The organism is Nitrospirillum amazonense (genome assembly GCF_029594735.1).
In the GTDB taxonomy this organism is placed as follows: domain Bacteria; phylum Pseudomonadota; class Alphaproteobacteria; order Azospirillales; family Azospirillaceae; genus Nitrospirillum; species Nitrospirillum amazonense.
Window position 1 is genome coordinate 1,182,953 of record NZ_JARPAF010000001.1, and the last position, 16,075, is coordinate 1,199,027.

Here is a 16,075-nt window from a genome sequence, read left to right on the forward strand (position 1 = left end):
GTTTCTTACAACTTCTTAGCGTAAAAACAGCCTCGCCAGGCCGAGGCTTGGCAAATCAACCTTTTGTGGCTACCTCCACCCGACTGCGGCCAAGCGCCTCAGGTGTTCGCGATTGGGACACCGCCTCATTTTCAGGCAGCCAGACGCGGTTGGCATCGATCTTGCTGCGACGCAATACGCAGTCATCGCCTACATAAAACAATCAACAAGCCTCACGGAGAATAAACAATGGCCTCAGTTCGGGAGATTGAAGTCGACTGTCCGCTCGCCACCCGCGCGCCGGCCCCGCGCGGACGCACCACCAAGACCGTCCTGCTGGCGGCCACCGCCGCCGCCGCCATCAGCCTGATGGTGGGCCTGTCCGCCATCGCCACGCCCGCGCTGGCGCAAGAGGCGGCCCCCGCCGCGGCCGCCCCCACCGAACCGCCGGGCATCAAGTGGTCCGCCTATGTCGAGGCCGGCGCTACCTTCAATAGCAACGGCCCCACCGGCGGCACCAACTATGGCCACCTGTTCACGGACAAGACCAACCAACTGGTCCTGAACCAGCTGTCGGGCACCGTCTCCAAGGACCTGGACCCCAAGGCCGAAGGCTTCGACTGGGGCTTCAAGGTGCAGGGCTTCTACGGTACCGACGCCCGCTATACCCATTTCCTGGGCATCCTGGACACCGGCATCAAGGAACGCACCCAGTTCGACCTGGTGGAAGCCAACGTCCTGCTGCACTTCCCCAGCCCCGGCGCCGGCGGCCTGGACCTGAAGGTGGGCGCGTTCTCCACGCCGCTGGGCGCGGAGGTGATCGCCGCCCCGTCCAACCTGCTGTACAGCCACAGCTACATCTTCAACTTCGGCCTGCCGCTGAAGCACACCGGCGCCCTGGCCACCCTGCACCTGACGCCGGACATCGACCTGTACGGCGGCGTCGACAGCGGCGTGAACACGACGCTGAGCGATGGCGATAACAACGGCGCCGCAGCCGGCATCTTCGGTATCGGCCTGAACAACCTGGTGGACGGCAAGCTGACGGTGCTGGCCTTGACCCACGTGGGCCCGGAAAACCCCAGCCTGAAGGCGCCGCTGGGCTATGCCGACGCCAACCACGAGAACCGCTGGATCAGCGACATCACCGCCACCTTCAAGGCGACGGACGAGTTGACGCTGATCACCGAGCTGAACTACATCAAGGACGACCTGTTCAACGTCGACGGCGGCGGCATCGCCCAGTACGTCAGTTACACCCTGTCGCCGGAACTGACGGCCACCCTGCGCGCCGAATGGTGGCGGGATGGCCACGGCTTCTTCGTGGCGGCCTTCCCCGGCAACCGCGACTTCGTCTTCCTGGAGAAGGGGGAGCCGCTGGAGAAGGGCGCCATCGGTCCCGGGGTGGGCACCAGCTATGGCGAGCTTACCCTGGGCGTCACTTGGAAGCCGGCGGACCTGGGCCTGCTGGACGGCCTGACCCTGCGGCCGGAGGTGCGCTACGACAAGGCCAACCACGCCGCCTACGACAACCTGACCAAGGACGACCAGTTCACGTTCGGTGTTGATTTGATCCTGCCTTTCGGCGGTTGATCCGCTAGTATGGGCGCGGGCGGGCGGTTCCCTGGGGCCGCCCGCCCCTTATGATTAAAAACGAATGGGGTCCGACGCTGGCAAAAGCCGGCGTCCGTATTGTTTTCGTATTTTTGATCTGGTCGCTTGTGGACCCGGATACCCTCGTGCGCTCCTGCCCCGCTTGTGCATCCCGTGGGATGCCCACGGACGCCGGATGGGGACATCAGGTCCGTGAATGTCCGTACTTGATGTCCGTATTGGACCCGATGAAGGGTCGCGCGCGGAGGCGTGTTTGCTGACAGGTTTGCCGGTATCCTTGGCTATCGAGCCCCCACCCGCCATGACGGTTCCCACCCCGGCCGCGCTGGACACGCCCGTCCTCCCCGACGCTCCCATCCAGATGGTCGCCGCGGTTCATGAGGCGCCCGCGGAGGCCGACACCGCCCATCCCGAGGACCGCTATCGCCGCCTGTTCGAGCAGGCTCCCTGGGGCCTGTTCCAGACCACGGTCGATGGCCGCTACCTGGATGCCAACCCGGCGCTGGCCCGGCTTTATGGCTATGACAGCCGCGAAGACATGCTGGGTACCTTGACCGATATCGGCGTGCAGCTTTATGTCGACGCCGGCCGGCGTGAGGCCTTCGTGGCGGAGATGCGGGCGCGGGGCGTGGTCCAAGGCTTTGAGTCCCGCATCCGCCGCCGCGACGGCACCATCATCTGGATTTCCGAGACCTGCCGCGAGGTGCGCGACGTCAACGGCCAACCCCTTTATTACGAAGGCACGGTGGAGGAAATCACCACCCGCAAGGAGGCGGAGCAGGCCCTGCGCGCCGCCAACGAGAAGGCCCAGCGCGCCAACGAGGCGAAGGAGCGTTTCCTGGGCCTGGTGACGCATGAGTTGCGCACACCGCTGCACGCCATCCTCGGCTTTGGCGACCTGATCGGCCAGCTGGACCAGGACGAGGTGGCGGAGCGCGACGACTATCTGCGTGAGATCACCAGCGCCGGCAACCGGCTGCTGCGCACCATCAACCGCTTGCTGGACTATACCCGCCTGGCATCGGGGTCCATCGCCAGCGAGCTGCAACTGATCGAGCTCGAGCCCTTTGTGACCCGTCTGGTCCGTCAGTTCGGCGGCGGACGGGACAAGCGCGTTCGCGTCCAGCATGATGCGGAAACGACGGCGCCCTGCGTGCTGGAGATTGACGGCAATCTGCTGAACCGCGCCCTGACCGAGCTGCTGACCAATGCGCTGACCTACTCGCCACCCGACCAGGCGGTGGTGGTGGAAATCGGCCAGCGGCGGGAGGGTGTGACCCTGCGGGTCATCGACCAGGGCCGCGGCATGTCGCCGGAGGAGCTGCAGGCCGCCGCCGTGCCTTTCGGCAGTGTCATCCTGCAGGCGCGCGCGCGTCAGCAGGGCCTGGGGCTGGGCCTGCCCATCGCGCAGAGCATCGCAAGCATGCTGGGCGGCCACCTGGATCTGGCCAGTTCCCTGCTGAACGGCACCGTCGCCACCCTGCACCTGCCGACACCGGCGGCGCGTTAGACTTTATGCGGCCCCCCCGGCCGCACGGTGCACAGCGTCTCCAGCTTCGCGGCCAGGCGCTCCACCACCACCGGCTTCAGGAAGAAGGCATCGGCGCCGCCCGCCAGCACCGCCTTCTCATCCGAACGCTCGCTGTAACCGGTGTAGAGCACGCAGGGCAGGTCGGGCCGGCGGGTCTTCAGCAGGGCGATGAGGGCCATGCCGGTCATGCCGGGCATGGTCTGGTCGCTGACGACCGCGTCGAAGGCCAGCGGATTCTCCTCGAACACCTCCAGCGCTTCGGCCGGGGTTTCGCAGATGGCGACCTCATGCCCCCGGCGCGACAGGCCTTCCAGCAGCATGTCGCCCATCTCCGCAGCGTCGTCCACCACCAGGATGCGCAGGCGGCGGTGCGGTGCCGCCTTCACGGCCGCGGATGCCAGCATGGGGGCCGCCACGGCGCCCGGGCCACCCACCGGCAGCAGGACTCGCAGCAGCGCCCCCTCGCCCTCTGCCGACATCACCGTCATGCCACCGCCATGGGCGCGGACGATGCCGTAGACCACGGGCATCCCCAGGCCGGTGCCCCGGCCCTTGCCCTTGGTCGTGAAGAAGGGTTCGAACAGGCGGGTCATGACCTCCATGGTCATGCCGTGGCCTTCGTCCTCCACCTCCAGCACCACGTGTGGACGGGCCTTGTCGAAGGGCAGGGCCTCATGCTCGGTCCATCTCCCTTCCCTTACCCGCGCATCCTCCGGCGCGGGGCCGGGGAACAGGCGGATACGGATGCGCCCGCCCTCACCCCGGCGGGCGTCGTGGGCGTTGATCACCAGGTTCATCAGCACCTGGACCAGCTGGGTGGGATTGGCGCGCACATTGGGCACCGAGCCCGCGATCTGGAAGCTCATCTCCGTTGTGGCCGGCACGGCGGAGCGCAAGATGCCTCGCGCATCCTCCAGCACCGCCACTGGGGATACGGCCTGCAGCTCCCCCTTGTCCGATCGGGCGAAGGTCAGGATCTGCCCCACCAGCTCCTTGGCGCGCTTGCCCACGGCGTTGATGCGGGCGACATAGCTGTGCGCCTTGTCCTGCGGGTCCAGATCGTCCAGCAGGAACTCGACATAGCCCAGCATGGCGCCCAGCAGGTTGTTGAAGTCGTGCGCCACCCCGCCGGCCAGCCGGCCGATGGCCTCCATCTTGTCCTGCTGCAGGACTTGGCGCTGCAATTCCTCGCGTTCGCGCGCCACCCGGCGGGCGTTGGAAACGTCGCGCAACACCATCACGATGTCGCCGTTGGGCCGCAGGCTCAGCGTCGTCTCGTACGCCTCCATGGTGCGGCCCCAGATACTCTCCCACGTCTCGCTCACCATGTGGGCATAGCCGGTGGACATGAGGTCGGCGCGGCGGCGCTGGTATCCCTCTTCCGACCGGGCCACCGTCTCCGGCGTCAGCAGGTTCCGCCAATATTGGCCCACCACCGCCGCCTCGTCCGGCGCGCCCAGCAGGGATATGGCCGCGGGGTTGGCGTACAGCACGGTGTAATCCCGGTCGAACAGCACGATGGCGTCCTGGGCGGCGCCCACGCCGGCCAGCATGCGCTCCAGCGCCGTCGTCCGCTCTTCCACCTGGGCGCGCAGGCGGTCACGCTCCGCCAACGTGCCGCGGAAGCGGTCCAGCGCGCGGGCGATGCCGCCGATCTCGTCGTTGCGCCCGGTGTCGGGCACGGCCACGGCCTGGCCCTTGTCCAGCAGGTCTATGGTCCGCGCCATGCGCGCCAGCGGCACGCCGATGATGGCGCGCACGGCCGCCACCAGCACCAGGCTGACCAGCAGCCCCGTCGCCAGGGCCGCGAGCATGATGGCGGTGCCGATGCCGGCAAAGGGCGCGCTCAAGCCCTGCACCGGCACGTCCAGCAGCAGCAGGCGGCGGCTGTCGCCCTCGAAGAACACCATGGGCACGGCATAGCGGCGGATGCGCAGGCCGTTCTTGTCCAGCCGCTCCACCTCATAGGGCTGGACCTTCAGCACCTTGGCCAGTTCATCCGCGCTCAACTGGAACTGCGCCCCCTCACCCACCGTGGCCTTGGTGGCCAGCAGAGCGTGGTCGGGATGGTAGGTCCAGTTGGCCTCGCGGTTGATCATGTAGATGTTGCCGCCCAGGGGCCGGCGGCTGTCCAATTCCTGCGCCCGCGCCTCCAGCGACAGGTCGGTGCCGGCCACGCCGATCAGGCGCCCATTCACGATCACGGGAATGGTGTAGGAGATCATCCAGACGGGCCGGCCCAGCACCGTGTAGAGGTAGGGCGGGATGGCCTGGCGCACGCGGGACTGGGCTGGACGGGTGTAATATTCGTCGTGATAGAAGTCGGAGCGGATCTCGCTGGCCTTCACGCCACCCTGGCCATCGGCCACGTAATAGGTGGCGAAACGCCCGCTTTCCGGCAGTCCCAGGGTGGGGTCGCCATCCTTGAACGCCTGGTCCGGGCCCATGAAGTCCGGCTCGGCCAGGAACCAGAAGCCCACCAAGTTCGGATGGGCCACCGCCGTGCGCTCGATATACTTGGCCACCAGGCGCCGGTCGCTGGTGCCGGTGGCGACCATGCTTTCCACCTGGCGGGCCAAGCCTTCGACGAAGGCGATCTTTTCCCGGGTGATGGCGGCGATCTCGCCTGCCTGCTTGTCGGCCAGGTCCTGGCCGTAATCCACCGCGAACCGTTCCACCACCGCGCGGCTGGTGCGGACGGCCACGAAGGCCGTGCCGGCCGCCGCCAGCAGGACCAGCGGCACCAGGATCAGCAGCAGGCGGGTGGTGATGCTGCCCTGCGCGAGCGGGGTCCGCTCGGAATGGGCGTCAGGCCGCAGGCTCACGCGCCTCCTTCCCTGGCTGGGCCAGGAAGTCGGCCAGCATCGTGCCGAGGTCGCCACTGCTCTTTTCGGAGACGGCGGCCCCGTAGATCAGCTGCGCCGCGCGCAGGCAGGGCGCGGTGATGGCCTCCGGCCCGTCGCTGAGGATCAGCAGGGGCATGCGGGGGTGCTGCGACCGGATCGCCCGGGCCAATTCCAATCCATCCATCTGCGGCATCAGCAGATCCGAAATGACGGCACGCACCGGTTGGGAGGCCAGCACGGACAGGCCCTCGCGGGCCGAGGCGGCCATGATGGGGGCGTATCCCAGGCGCCGAACCGCCTCGCACAGATAGTCGCGGAAATACGCGTTGTCGTCGACGATCAGGATGGCGCTCATTGGGATAGGCTTTCGGGCGATGAACAGGAATTGGGGGTCCAGGTTGTGGAGCGCATATGACCGCAACCATTCCCACCCGCACCTGCCACGAAGGCTATCGGTCCGGGGAATAGGGATAGCGGGGGATAGTGCGCCGCTATCCCACAACCCTGCATGGTCGCCATGCCCGGCGCCCGGCGCCAACCGCCCCTGCGTTTCCTTCATTCCCAAAGCCTTAAGGCCCACCCAAGAGGCCAAGATCGCGCGCCCGCGTCACCGCCTCCACCCGGTTCTTGGCGCCCAGCTTGCGCAGGATGCGGCGGGTGTGCAGCTTGATCGTCACCTCCTGCAGGTCCAGCACCCGGCCGATCTCCTTGTTGGTGGCGCCGCCGGCCAGATGCTCCAGCACCTGGCACTCCCGCTCCGTCAGCAGGCCGCCGCTGTCGGACGCGGCGCCCGAACCGGAATCGCCCAAGGGGGCCGGCAGGGCCCCCGCCATGCGCAGGGCCACGTCCGCCGGCACCACGCTGCCGCCCACCGCCACCACCTTCAGCATCTGCACCAGGGCCACGCTGGACAGCGTCTTGGGCAGGAAGGCGCAGGCGCCGCGGGTCAGCGCCTCGCGCGCGATGGCGGCGTCATCATGTCCCGTGACCACCGCCACCGGCGCGTCGATGCCGGCGGCGTCCAGGCGGTCCATCCCGGCGCCGCCCTCGCCCCCCGGCAGTTGCCAATCCATGACCACCAGGTCGAAGTCCTGCCCCTCCGGCTGCTGCGCCAGGGCGTCCAGTTCCTCCAGCGAGCCGACGGCGGTCAGGCTGGCCTGCGGCCAGTCCCGCGTCAGGTACAGTTCCAGCGCGTCGCGATACATGGGGTGGTCGTCGGCGACCAGCACCCGCATCGGCCTATTCGCGGCACGTTCCACGGCATCCCCCTCCGCCCCCACGATCCCCCAACGGTGGCGTCCGTTGCGCGGCGCCGTTCTTGCGGGCCATCATCCGCCCGCGCTCCGCCCAAAACAACAATTTCAAAACAACGCTTTGGCACAGGGTGCCAATCGCCACCGGCGGCGGCGCCAACAGGCCTCCCGTTTACATTTGTCCGTCGCATCAGATACGGTGCCGGGCAGCTTGGGTCTAAACCAGCGGCGCCGGCCTGCAATGGCGCGCCGCCTCGGGAGGTCGATATGGGAATGGTGGGGCGCGCCGGCCGCGGCGGCGCGGCGATGGGGGCTTGGCGTCACATTCTGACGGGAAAGGTTCTGGCGGGAACGGTTCTGGCGGGCGCGCTGATGACGACGCCCGTCCTGGCGGCCGATGCCCCGGCGGGGTCCGGGCCCGCCCTGACGGTGGAGCGCATGCTGGGCAGCCCGGCGCTGAACGGCCCCCGGGCGCGCGGCGTGAAATTCTCCCCCGACGGCACCCTGGTCACCTACCTGAAGGCCAAGGCCGACGACGCCAACAAGACCGATCTGTGGGCCTATGACATCAAGGCCGGCACCGACCGCCTGCTGGTCGACAGCAACCAGTTCAGCGCCAAGGAAAGCGAGGAGGAGCGCGGCCGCCGCGAGCGCCAGCGCATCCGCGACACCGGCATCGTCGATTACGGCTGGGATGATGAGGGCCGCACCCTGCTGTTCCCCATGGCGGGCGACGTCTTCGTCATGCCGCTGGGCGGCAGCCCGAAGCGCATCACCGACAGCGCCGCCACCAAGGACGCCGCCATCGACGCCCGCTTCGCCCCCGGCAGCAAGCTGGTGACCTATGTGCGCGGCAACAACCTGTATGTCTACGACTTGGCCCAGGGCCAGGAACGCGCCCTGACCCACGACGGCGCCGGCACCCTGTCCTACGGCACGGCGGAGTTCGTGGCGCAGGAGGAGCTGAAGCGCAACACCGGCTATTGGTGGTCGCCCGGCGCCCGCTACATCGCCTATACCCGGGTGGACGAGTCCGACGTGCCGCTGGTCAGCCGCTATGACTACGGCGCCGAGGGCGTGACGGTGGTGCCGCAGCGCTATCCCTTCGCCGGCGGCCCCAACGCCAAGGTGACGCTGCAGATCATGGACGCCGGCACCGGCAAGGTCGCCAGCGTCAACCTGGGCGATCCCGCCGGCTATTATCTGGCGCGCGTGGACTGGCGCCGCGACGGCTCGGAAGCGCTGGTGCAGCGCCTGAGCCGGGACCAGAAGCGCCTGGACCTCTTGGCCGTGAACCCCGCCACCGGCGCCGTGCGCACCCTGCTGACGGAAGAGAGCAAGACCTTCCTGAACCTGCACGAGGATCTGCGGGCGCTGGCCAATGGCAAGATCCTGTGGGCGTCGGAGCGCACGGGCTTCAAGCACCTCTACCTCTGCGACCATGAGGCCGCCAACTGCCGCGCCCTGACCAAGGGCGACTGGATGGTGGACGCCGTGGCCGGGGTGGATGAGACGGCCGGCCGCGTCTTCTTCACCGGCTTCCGCGAGGGGCCGCTGGACCACCACGTCTATTCCGTGGGCCTGGCCAAGGGCGACGTGAAGGCCCTGACCACCGAGGATGGCTGGCACGGCGCCGTCATGGCGGCCAAGGGCGGCAGCTGGCTGCACAGCTATTCCGGCCCGCACCAGCCGCCGCAGCTGTCGGTGGAGGACGCCAAGGGCAACCGCGTGACCTGGCTGATCGAGAACAAGCTGGACGACAGCCATCCCTTCGCGCCCTACCTGGCAGTGGAGATCCAGCCGGAATACGGCGTGCTGAAGGCCGATGACGGCAGCGACCTGCACTACATGATGCTGGTGCCGCCAGGGGCCCGAGAGGCGGCCAAAGCCAGCGGCAGGAAGTATCCCGCCATCGTCAACGCCTATGGCGGCCCGGCGGCGGCCCTGGTGACCCACGCCTGGGGCGATGCCCAGACGGGCTTCACCCAGGTGCTGGCGCGCAACGGCTACGTCGTCATGGTGCTGGACAACCGGGGCACGCCGCACCGGGGCCAGGCCTTCCTGTCGGCGACATACCACCACTTCGGCTCGGTGGAGGTGGCGGACCAGGTGAAGGGCGCCAACTACCTGAAGTCCCTGCCTTTCGTGGACGGCCAGCACCTGGGCTTCTTCGGCCACAGCCACGGCGGCTTCATGACCATCATCATGCTGACCCGCGCCCCGGGCGTTTTCGCCGCCGGTGCCGCCGGCGCCCCGGTGACCGACTGGCGCCTCTACGACACCGCCTATACCGAGCGCTACCTGGGCGACCCCAAGGACGGCACGGCCTATGAGGATTCCAGCGTCTTCAAGGATTTGAAGAACATCAAGGGCCGCCTGATGGTCATCCACGGCATGGCCGACGACAACGTCTTCTTCGACAACACCACCAAGCTGCTGCGCGCCCTGCAGCAGCAGGAGACGCAATTCGACCTGATGACCTATCCGGGCCAGCGCCACGGCTTCTACGACACCTACGCCAACATCCACCGCTACAACACCATGCTGGACTTCTTCGACCGCACCCTGCGGCCGGCCGGCAGCCCTGGTGCCGTAACGGCGGGCGGCGCCCCGCAGGCCGGCACGCCGTAAGGGCGCCCCGGCGCCCAGCCCCGGAAACGACAAAGCCACCGATCCCGCCGGGTCGGTGGCTTTTCTTTTGAGGCGCCTTTGCAGGAAAGGCAGAAGCGTGAAGCCCGCTTATTCCGCCGCGCGCAGCACGGGCTCGGAGGTGTTGGCCGGCTGACCTTCCTGGATCATCTCACGCATGGTGTCGAAGCATTTGCCGCAGCGGGGCGAGCACCCCTGGGCCTTGAACACCGCCCCCACGCTCTGCGCCCCCGCCCCGATATGGGTGCGGACGGTACGGCAGTTGATGGCGTTACAGACGCAGACGTACATGGCGCAGGCATCCACCCAGAGGCTGATCTGGGGGATAAGATAGTGAGAGGCGTTCGCAGAGGCAAGGATGATTCTGCGAGGCATTCGCGTATGGGCGGGGTGCGTTTTCGCAGTCGATGAACATATTCAATTCGGGCGGCTCTTCGGATCACATTATTTAAGCCTTTGGGAGGAGGCGCCACCACGGACACCTCTTCTACGCGTAGACACCGCCGAGAGGCGCTTAAGAAGCGCTGGATGAATAACCATTCTTTTATCAACAAGAAGAGTGGGATCTCCGCGAAATGACCACCTATTGCGCATATCGGTTCCCGTCGAGCCAGCTCGAAAAGAATTCCCGATCGCACCTATACGATAAAAATCAGATAAAATTTCTCTTACTGACCTTTTTCCGATTAGGGCCGCAAGCGCACTGGACAAACGTGCTTTTTCAAAAAATCTATTTTCAATTTGAGAAAATTCGAAAGATGCGGAGCCGCCAGAAAAAACGTCTTCCAGTAAATCGACCTCAACATCCGAATATATTGCGCTCAATTCATATCTAACCTCATCCCATAATTTGCTTGAGTACTCAATCTCGGTATCTCTGAGTACCTTATCTGAGAAAAGTATCTCATTTGGAAATAGTCTCTGAGCTATGGTTAGCCTCCATACTATATCTCTTGGCTTATAAAATGATCTGTCCAACAAGAACGCGTCAATTGATTCTCCGTTTACCTGTGGCACGAAATAGGACTGTAAAGCATCCGCACTCACCTCTACACCCGCCGCCTTTTCAGAAGCAGTAATCTTCTTAGCGATCATCTGCATCAAAGGGTGATATAATGACCTATTAGAATGATGCCAAGAAATCAAAAAGCCACGATCGTGAACAAGCCTATCGACCTCTTGACCGAGGGAACCCATCGTATCTATAACTTCTGATCGAACTGCCGCCAATATATGAAGAGGCAATTTCGATGATCGAAAAACATTATTCAAATTAGATATAGAAAATATAAGATCCCTGACCATGCGCTGATCACGCTTATGCTGCTCTTTCGTATGGTAAAAGGCCTCGAGTTCATCAAAATATATGTATATAGGTTTAACAAAATTAATCTTTGAAAGATTTTTTTCTATTTTCTTATTAAGAGAATCAAGCGAAACTTCCCCGCCGTCTCCGCTCCTCTTGAAATCAGCCCCTAATTCTGCTTCAAAAAAACCAGCATTGCCGCGCACCTTGACATGAGCGCCGTCCAATTTTGGCATAAAGCCAATTGCCTTCTTTAATATGGAATCATCATCCAAACCCAAGAGCTGAACCACTTTTGATATTGAGCCGGCGCTACCATATTCATAAATATCCGGGAAATTCTTTATGTTTTCACCTATTTTATGCAAGACGAACCAGGTCCAAGACGCCTTAAAGTCTTGAGATATTTCCATACTCTTTGCATCAATATCTGACCAAGATACGCCGACCTCTTTGGATATGTGCATTCGTTGGGATTCGGTCAGGTCTGTTTTAAACAGAACAAAATCTGTTACACACCCCTTTCTTCTCACACTTTCGGCGTGCCACCGTAGCAGTGATGTTTTTCCAGTTCCTCTAAATCCCTCAACAAAAAACACATCCCCATTATGCATACGATCTGGTTCGACGATTTCTGGAATAAGGAATGCATCAAATATTGTGCTATCCCTTTCGTTTATAGGCGTGAGGTATTCATGCTTCCCGTCCACCTTGCCGACTTGCAACTTGCGCAGAGCTAAAACCATTGCATTACCTCCTGGAATCGAAATAGCAGCGACAGGCCAACCGAGGATAACGATTCATAGTGCCACAATTTATGGAGCACATCAACATAGATTCAACCTTGGCGAGATCTTGCGATAGTGTTTTGTGCATTCTTTGATTTAAACCAAACAGAAAGAACTAGATTCTTTAAATTCGCCTGTCGGCAACTTCTTGATTATATATTTTTGAGAATTAGCCGATAAAAGCTTGTGCTAGCCCCCTTTGAACTCGAAGCCATGGAAGGTGGTCCGGAAGTCCTTAGCACTTTTTCTGAAAGGTGCATTAGGCCAAGCACGACTGGAAGCCTTCCAGGCACAGCTTCTCAAACAGCCGGCGGTCATCCCCCACGGGGAAGCCCCATTCGTGGTCGTGGTAGTGCAGGAACTCCGGCGCCGCCGCGCACCAGCCACAGCGCGGGCGGCCGTCAGGCGCGGATGTCGTGAGGCTCATCGACGTGGGGCTCCTTTCGGCAAAGACAGGGTCGGGCCGCCTCACGGCGCGGCGCAGAGGGGGATGGGCCGGGGCGGCGGCGGGGGGTGGTCGCGCCGATACTGGGCGATCAGCGGCGCCAGCGCCCCTTGGGGCCAATAGGCGGGGGAACCGATGGCGCGCAGGCAAGCGGCGTTCCAGTAGGCGCCCGCCTCGCCATGGGCGACGGCGGCGATATCGGCGGCCTCGGGATAGAGATACAGCGTGGTGGGTGCGTCCTTCACCGAAGCCACGAGGGCGGCGGCGTCGGTGGGCGACCAGCTGGTGCAGCCGTTGCTGCGGCCGCCGGTATAGTCCACCAGCGTGCCCTGGAGGACATAGCCGTCAGCGTCGGCATGGGGGCTGCGCGGGTCGCGGCGGCGGCAAAGGCCCTTCAGGGTCAGGGCGGCATGGCCGCCGATGGCGCGCAGGCGGGCGTTGGCGGCGTCGCCCTCCCCCTCGAACTGCACGAAGGACCGCACCAGAGGCAGGTCGCCACCGCCGGCCGCACGGTAATAGCCCTTGAAGCTGTCCTTGATCTCGGCCGTGACATAGGCGCCGCCGGCCGTCAGTTCCGAATCCTGAGCGTTGCCGAAGTTCCGGGCGCAGTCCCGGCCATTGGCGAAATCGGCCAAACCTTCCAGGCGCCGGCCGGCGCCGTGGCCGGCGGGGATGGCCCGGAAGGTCCGCGCGGCCTCGCAGATCACATAGAAGCGGCGGCCGGGTCCGCCATCCTCGGCGGTGTTGGGCCGCGTCGCGTCCATGGCGAAGTAGCAGGGGTTGCGCACCGCGCCCTCCGCCACCTTGCGCCGATAGAGCGCCTGCGCCCGGGCCAGGACCAGGGGCGCGATCTGGCCCTCCCCCTCCCCGACATGGGCGGCCAGCCAGGCCGGAACCTCCGGCGCCTGCTCGGCACGCGCCGGCGCCGCCAGGGCCAGGACGCCGATCAAAAGCGTCAATCCCATCCGCATCAGGCCCACCACGCCATGCCTCCACCCATCGTCCGGGTGGTGAGTATAGCGGCATCGCCCCTATAGTCGCACGCTGGTGCGCAGGCCCAGCACCAGGCCGTCGCCCACCGGGGTGGTGCGGCCGGGCACCAGGACGTTGCCGCCGGGGTGCGCGACATACTGCACATTGGGCTGCAGCGTGGCCCAGCCGGCCACCACGGCCTGGTAGCTGAGCTCCACCAGCAGCTCATGGTCCCGCACCGGATAATAGGGCCGGCCGTAGTGGCGGTAGTCCTGGTCCAGGCCGGCGGCGGCGGAGCCGATCTGGGCATAGGCCACGGCCAGGCCGGCGGTGTCGTCGGCCCGGGCGGGCAGCAGGCCTTTCCAGGTCAGCCCGCCATCGGCGTAGTAGGCGATGAGGTTGCGGTCGGCGGGCGCGCCCGCCAGCCGCAGGAAGGCAGCCAGGCCCCCGTCCGGCTTGTCGCCCGTGTGCCACAGCGGCACGTCGGCCACGCCATAGACGCCCCAGTCGTTCCGGCGGGTCGCCGGCACACCGCCGGAGCTTGGGTCGGCCAGGGTCTGGCCGCTGGCGGCGTGGTGCTCATCGCTGAAGGGACCGCCGTGGAACCAGGCGCCCAGCTTCAGGGCCGGCGCCTGGCCGCCTTCCCCCCACACGGCGCCCAGATCCGCCGGCTGGTATTGCGCCTCCACAATGGTGAAGACATCGCCGGAGAAGCTGAAGGTGGTGCCGCTGGGGTCCTGGGCCTGGGCCTCGCCGATCGCACTGCCGGCCGGGTTGCCGGAAAAGACGGCGCCCAGGACCGTCAGCTCCGGCGTGGCGGAGACCTGGACGCGGGCGCCCGGCGTCGCCAGGGGATAGGCCGGGCCGCCGCCCGGTAGGTCGGCGCCGGTGATGGCCTGCCAGCCGAAGGTGCCGTTCACGAACAGGGCGGCCCCCCGGCTGGTGACGAATTCATCATCCGCCGCCAGCTGGCCCACGCGCAGGGAGACCTGGCCGTCCCACAGGGCCTGCTGCGCCCACAGGGTGAACAGGCGGGCGCCGGGCAGCGCCTCGATATTGCTGACGGTGGCGATGTTCTGCAGGCAGCAGCGGCTGAGCCCGTGGCCGTGGATGCCGTAGGCGGTGGCGTGGAACAGCAGGCCGTGCCAGTCGAAGGCCGTCTGGGCGTCCAGCTCCACCGTCGCCTCGAACCTGCCATCACCCACCGTGTCGCGCTTCACCCCACCCTGGGTCAGGCCGAACACCTCACCCACATAGACCAGGTTCAGGGCCAGGCCGTTGTCCGCCAGCCGGCCGCGCAGGCCGCCCCAGTTACCCGTCAGGCCATCACGGTCCCAGAAGCCGGGCTGGTCCGCCGCCTGCTGCGCCCGGGCGGGCACAGAGGCCAGCGCCGTGGCCAGCGCCAGCGTGGTTCGGAAAAGGGCGTGGCCGACCATCCGCATCCCCGTCCCCCTACTGCGCTGCGGCATCGAGGATGCGCCGCGTCATGTCGCTGACGAAGGTCTGCAGATCGGCGTCCCGCCGCCCGCCCTGCACCTCCACCTGGCCGAAGACCTGGGCCTGGTAGCGGCCGCCGCGGTAAAGCCGCAGTTCCACCGAGATCAGGCGGTGGGTGCCGAACAGCCGGCCGGCGGCGGAGCGGGGCGGCCCCACGCTGCGCGAGGCGCCGGCCGCATAGGGGTTGGCGCGGAAGGTCCATTCCACCCGGTCGGACGCCGCGCCGTCCGGCGTGGCGGCACCGGCGGCGACGAACGATTGCCCGCCGCCGGGGGTGTTCTTGCCGGCGGTGTTCATCACGATGGCCAGGAAGGGCGCCACCTCCCGCGGCAGGAAGCCCGGCAGGTCGCCGACGGCCGTCACCACCAGCACACCGCCCTCGGCCAGGGCGGGGAACGCCCTGCCGGACAGTGCCACGACCGCCATGCCCAGCACCACGCCCCGGCGGGACGGCAGCGGCAGGGGAGTGAACGGCGGGCGGCGCGACATCACGGCATCTCGGCAAACATCCAGGATGGCGATTGAGATAGCAGAGGCCAGCACCCGGCGCCGCCGCAACCCATCGTTGTCACAAAACAACAACGAAGCCGGCGATTTTAGCCGATGGCTTTATTGGAACGCGCCCATAAGAAAGGCCGGCCGCATGACGCGTCCGGCCCCCCCAAGTTCCGTGCGCGACGGAGCGGCGTCTTACGACTCCGACCCCATCTGCTCCTGCTGGTAGTTCTGCAGGCCCACGCGCTGGATCAGATCCTGCTGGGTTTCCAGCCAGTCGATATGCTCTTCGGTGTCTTCCAGGATTTCCCGCAGGATCTCCTTGCTCTGGAAGTCGCGCACCGACTCGGCATAGGTCATGGCGTCCTGCAGGCAGGTGCGGTTGTGCCGCTCGATGGACAGATCGCCCTCGAACATCTCCGGCACGTCCTCGCCGATCTTCAGCTTCAGCAGGTCCTGCAGGTTGGGCAGGCCCTCCAGGAACAGGATGCGCTCGATCAGCTTGTCGGCGTGCTTCATCTCGCCGATGGATTCCTCATAGACCTTCTTGGCCAGGCGCATCAGGCCCCAGTTCTTCAGCATGCGGGCATGCAGGAAGTACTGGTTGATGGCGGTCAACTCGTTGGTGAGGATCTTGTTCAGGTGAACGATGACCTGCGGATCGCCCTTCATCACTTATTCTCCTTATAGGCGGGGCCCA

13 protein-coding genes are annotated in these 16,075 nt (G+C 65.4%); 3 read left to right on the forward strand and 10 right to left on the reverse strand.

Going from position 1 to position 16,075, the window contains the following annotated elements:
* The first annotated feature begins 228 nt into the window (after positions 1-228).
* Positions 229-1,572, forward strand: coding sequence for a porin (locus P5F91_RS04750; protein ID WP_145612354.1), 1,344 nt, complete (start codon positions 229-231; stop codon positions 1,570-1,572).
* A gap of 322 nt (positions 1,573-1,894) precedes the next feature.
* Positions 1,895-3,103 carry a PAS domain-containing sensor histidine kinase gene (locus tag P5F91_RS04755; RefSeq protein ID WP_277906670.1) on the forward strand — a complete coding sequence of 403 codons (1,209 nt, stop codon included), beginning with the start codon at positions 1,895-1,897 and terminating at the stop codon, positions 3,101-3,103.
* Here the strand turns inward: P5F91_RS04755 and P5F91_RS04760 are convergent.
* The 3 genes from P5F91_RS04760 to P5F91_RS04770 form a co-directional block, all read right to left on the reverse strand.
* On the reverse strand, positions 3,100-5,949 hold the full coding sequence (locus tag P5F91_RS04760) for an ATP-binding protein (RefSeq protein WP_277906671.1): 2,850 nt from the start codon (positions 5,947-5,949) through the stop codon (positions 3,100-3,102). The two genes, P5F91_RS04755 and P5F91_RS04760, sit on opposite strands and share 4 nt — an antisense overlap.
* Complete coding sequence (locus P5F91_RS04765) at positions 5,933-6,325, reverse strand: response regulator (RefSeq protein ID WP_277906672.1); 393 nt, start codon at positions 6,323-6,325, stop codon at positions 5,933-5,935. Before P5F91_RS04765 ends, P5F91_RS04760 begins: the two co-directional genes overlap by 17 nt.
* A 214-nt stretch (positions 6,326-6,539) precedes the next feature.
* The gene (locus P5F91_RS04770) at positions 6,540-7,229 is read right to left on the reverse strand and encodes a LuxR C-terminal-related transcriptional regulator (RefSeq protein ID WP_277906673.1); all 690 of its coding nucleotides are present in this window, start codon (positions 7,227-7,229) and stop codon (positions 6,540-6,542) included.
* A 366-nt stretch (positions 7,230-7,595) separates the two neighbouring features.
* Between P5F91_RS04770 and P5F91_RS04775 the strand changes: the two genes are divergently transcribed.
* On the forward strand, positions 7,596-9,854 hold the full coding sequence (locus P5F91_RS04775) for a S9 family peptidase (RefSeq protein ID WP_277906674.1): 2,259 nt from the start codon (positions 7,596-7,598) through the stop codon (positions 9,852-9,854).
* A 108-nt stretch (positions 9,855-9,962) separates the two neighbouring features.
* On the opposite strand, the gene P5F91_RS04780 is transcribed toward P5F91_RS04775, so the two are convergent.
* From P5F91_RS04780 to bfr, 7 genes are all read right to left on the reverse strand, one after another.
* Positions 9,963-10,163, reverse strand: coding sequence for a (2Fe-2S)-binding protein (locus tag P5F91_RS04780; RefSeq protein ID WP_277906675.1), 201 nt, complete (start codon positions 10,161-10,163; stop codon positions 9,963-9,965).
* Between the two features lie 153 nt (positions 10,164-10,316).
* Positions 10,317-11,924 (reverse strand): P-loop ATPase, Sll1717 family, encoded by a 1,608-nt coding sequence (locus tag P5F91_RS04785; RefSeq protein WP_277906676.1) that lies wholly within the window; start codon positions 11,922-11,924, stop codon positions 10,317-10,319.
* A gap of 301 nt (positions 11,925-12,225) precedes the next feature.
* Positions 12,226-12,393, reverse strand: a complete 168-nt coding sequence (locus P5F91_RS04790; protein WP_277906677.1) for a DNA-3-methyladenine glycosylase I — start codon at positions 12,391-12,393, stop codon at positions 12,226-12,228.
* Positions 12,394-12,434: 41 nt separating this feature from the next.
* On the reverse strand, positions 12,435-13,370 hold the full coding sequence (locus tag P5F91_RS04795; RefSeq protein ID WP_277906678.1) for a hypothetical protein: 936 nt from the start codon (positions 13,368-13,370) through the stop codon (positions 12,435-12,437).
* Positions 13,371-13,442: 72 nt separating this feature from the next.
* Positions 13,443-14,825 (reverse strand): carbohydrate porin, encoded by a 1,383-nt coding sequence (locus P5F91_RS04800; RefSeq protein ID WP_277906679.1) that lies wholly within the window; start codon positions 14,823-14,825, stop codon positions 13,443-13,445.
* A gap of 10 nt (positions 14,826-14,835) precedes the next feature.
* Positions 14,836-15,369: a hypothetical protein gene (locus P5F91_RS04805; protein ID WP_145612363.1), complete on the reverse strand. Its 534-nt coding sequence runs from the start codon at positions 15,367-15,369 to the stop codon at positions 14,836-14,838.
* Positions 15,370-15,570: 201 nt separating this feature from the next.
* Complete coding sequence (bfr, locus tag P5F91_RS04810) at positions 15,571-16,047, reverse strand: bacterioferritin (RefSeq protein ID WP_004271553.1); 477 nt, start codon at positions 16,045-16,047, stop codon at positions 15,571-15,573.
* Positions 16,048-16,075 lie beyond the last annotated feature (28 nt).

Excerpts from the sequence above, each read along its gene's own strand:
- bfr (WP_004271553.1), bottom strand. The coding sequence starts at position 16,047 with ATGAAGGGCGATCCGCAGGTCATCGTTCACCTGAACAAGATCCTCACC.
- P5F91_RS04765 (WP_277906672.1), bottom strand. The coding sequence starts at position 6,325 with ATGAGCGCCATCCTGATCGTCGACGACAACGCGTATTTCCGCGACTAT.
- P5F91_RS04785 (WP_277906676.1), bottom strand. The coding sequence starts at position 11,924 with ATGGTTTTAGCTCTGCGCAAGTTGCAAGTCGGCAAGGTGGACGGGAAG.
- P5F91_RS04790 (WP_277906677.1), bottom strand. The coding sequence starts at position 12,393 with ATGAGCCTCACGACATCCGCGCCTGACGGCCGCCCGCGCTGTGGCTGG.
- P5F91_RS04805 (WP_145612363.1), bottom strand. The coding sequence starts at position 15,369 with ATGTCGCGCCGCCCGCCGTTCACTCCCCTGCCGCTGCCGTCCCGCCGG.
- P5F91_RS04750 (WP_145612354.1), top strand. The coding sequence starts at position 229 with ATGGCCTCAGTTCGGGAGATTGAAGTCGACTGTCCGCTCGCCACCCGC.
- P5F91_RS04800 (WP_277906679.1), bottom strand. The coding sequence starts at position 14,825 with ATGCGGATGGTCGGCCACGCCCTTTTCCGAACCACGCTGGCGCTGGCC.
- P5F91_RS04755 (WP_277906670.1), top strand. The coding sequence starts at position 1,895 with ATGACGGTTCCCACCCCGGCCGCGCTGGACACGCCCGTCCTCCCCGAC.
- P5F91_RS04775 (WP_277906674.1), top strand. The coding sequence starts at position 7,596 with ATGACGACGCCCGTCCTGGCGGCCGATGCCCCGGCGGGGTCCGGGCCC.
- P5F91_RS04780 (WP_277906675.1), bottom strand. The coding sequence starts at position 10,163 with ATGTACGTCTGCGTCTGTAACGCCATCAACTGCCGTACCGTCCGCACC.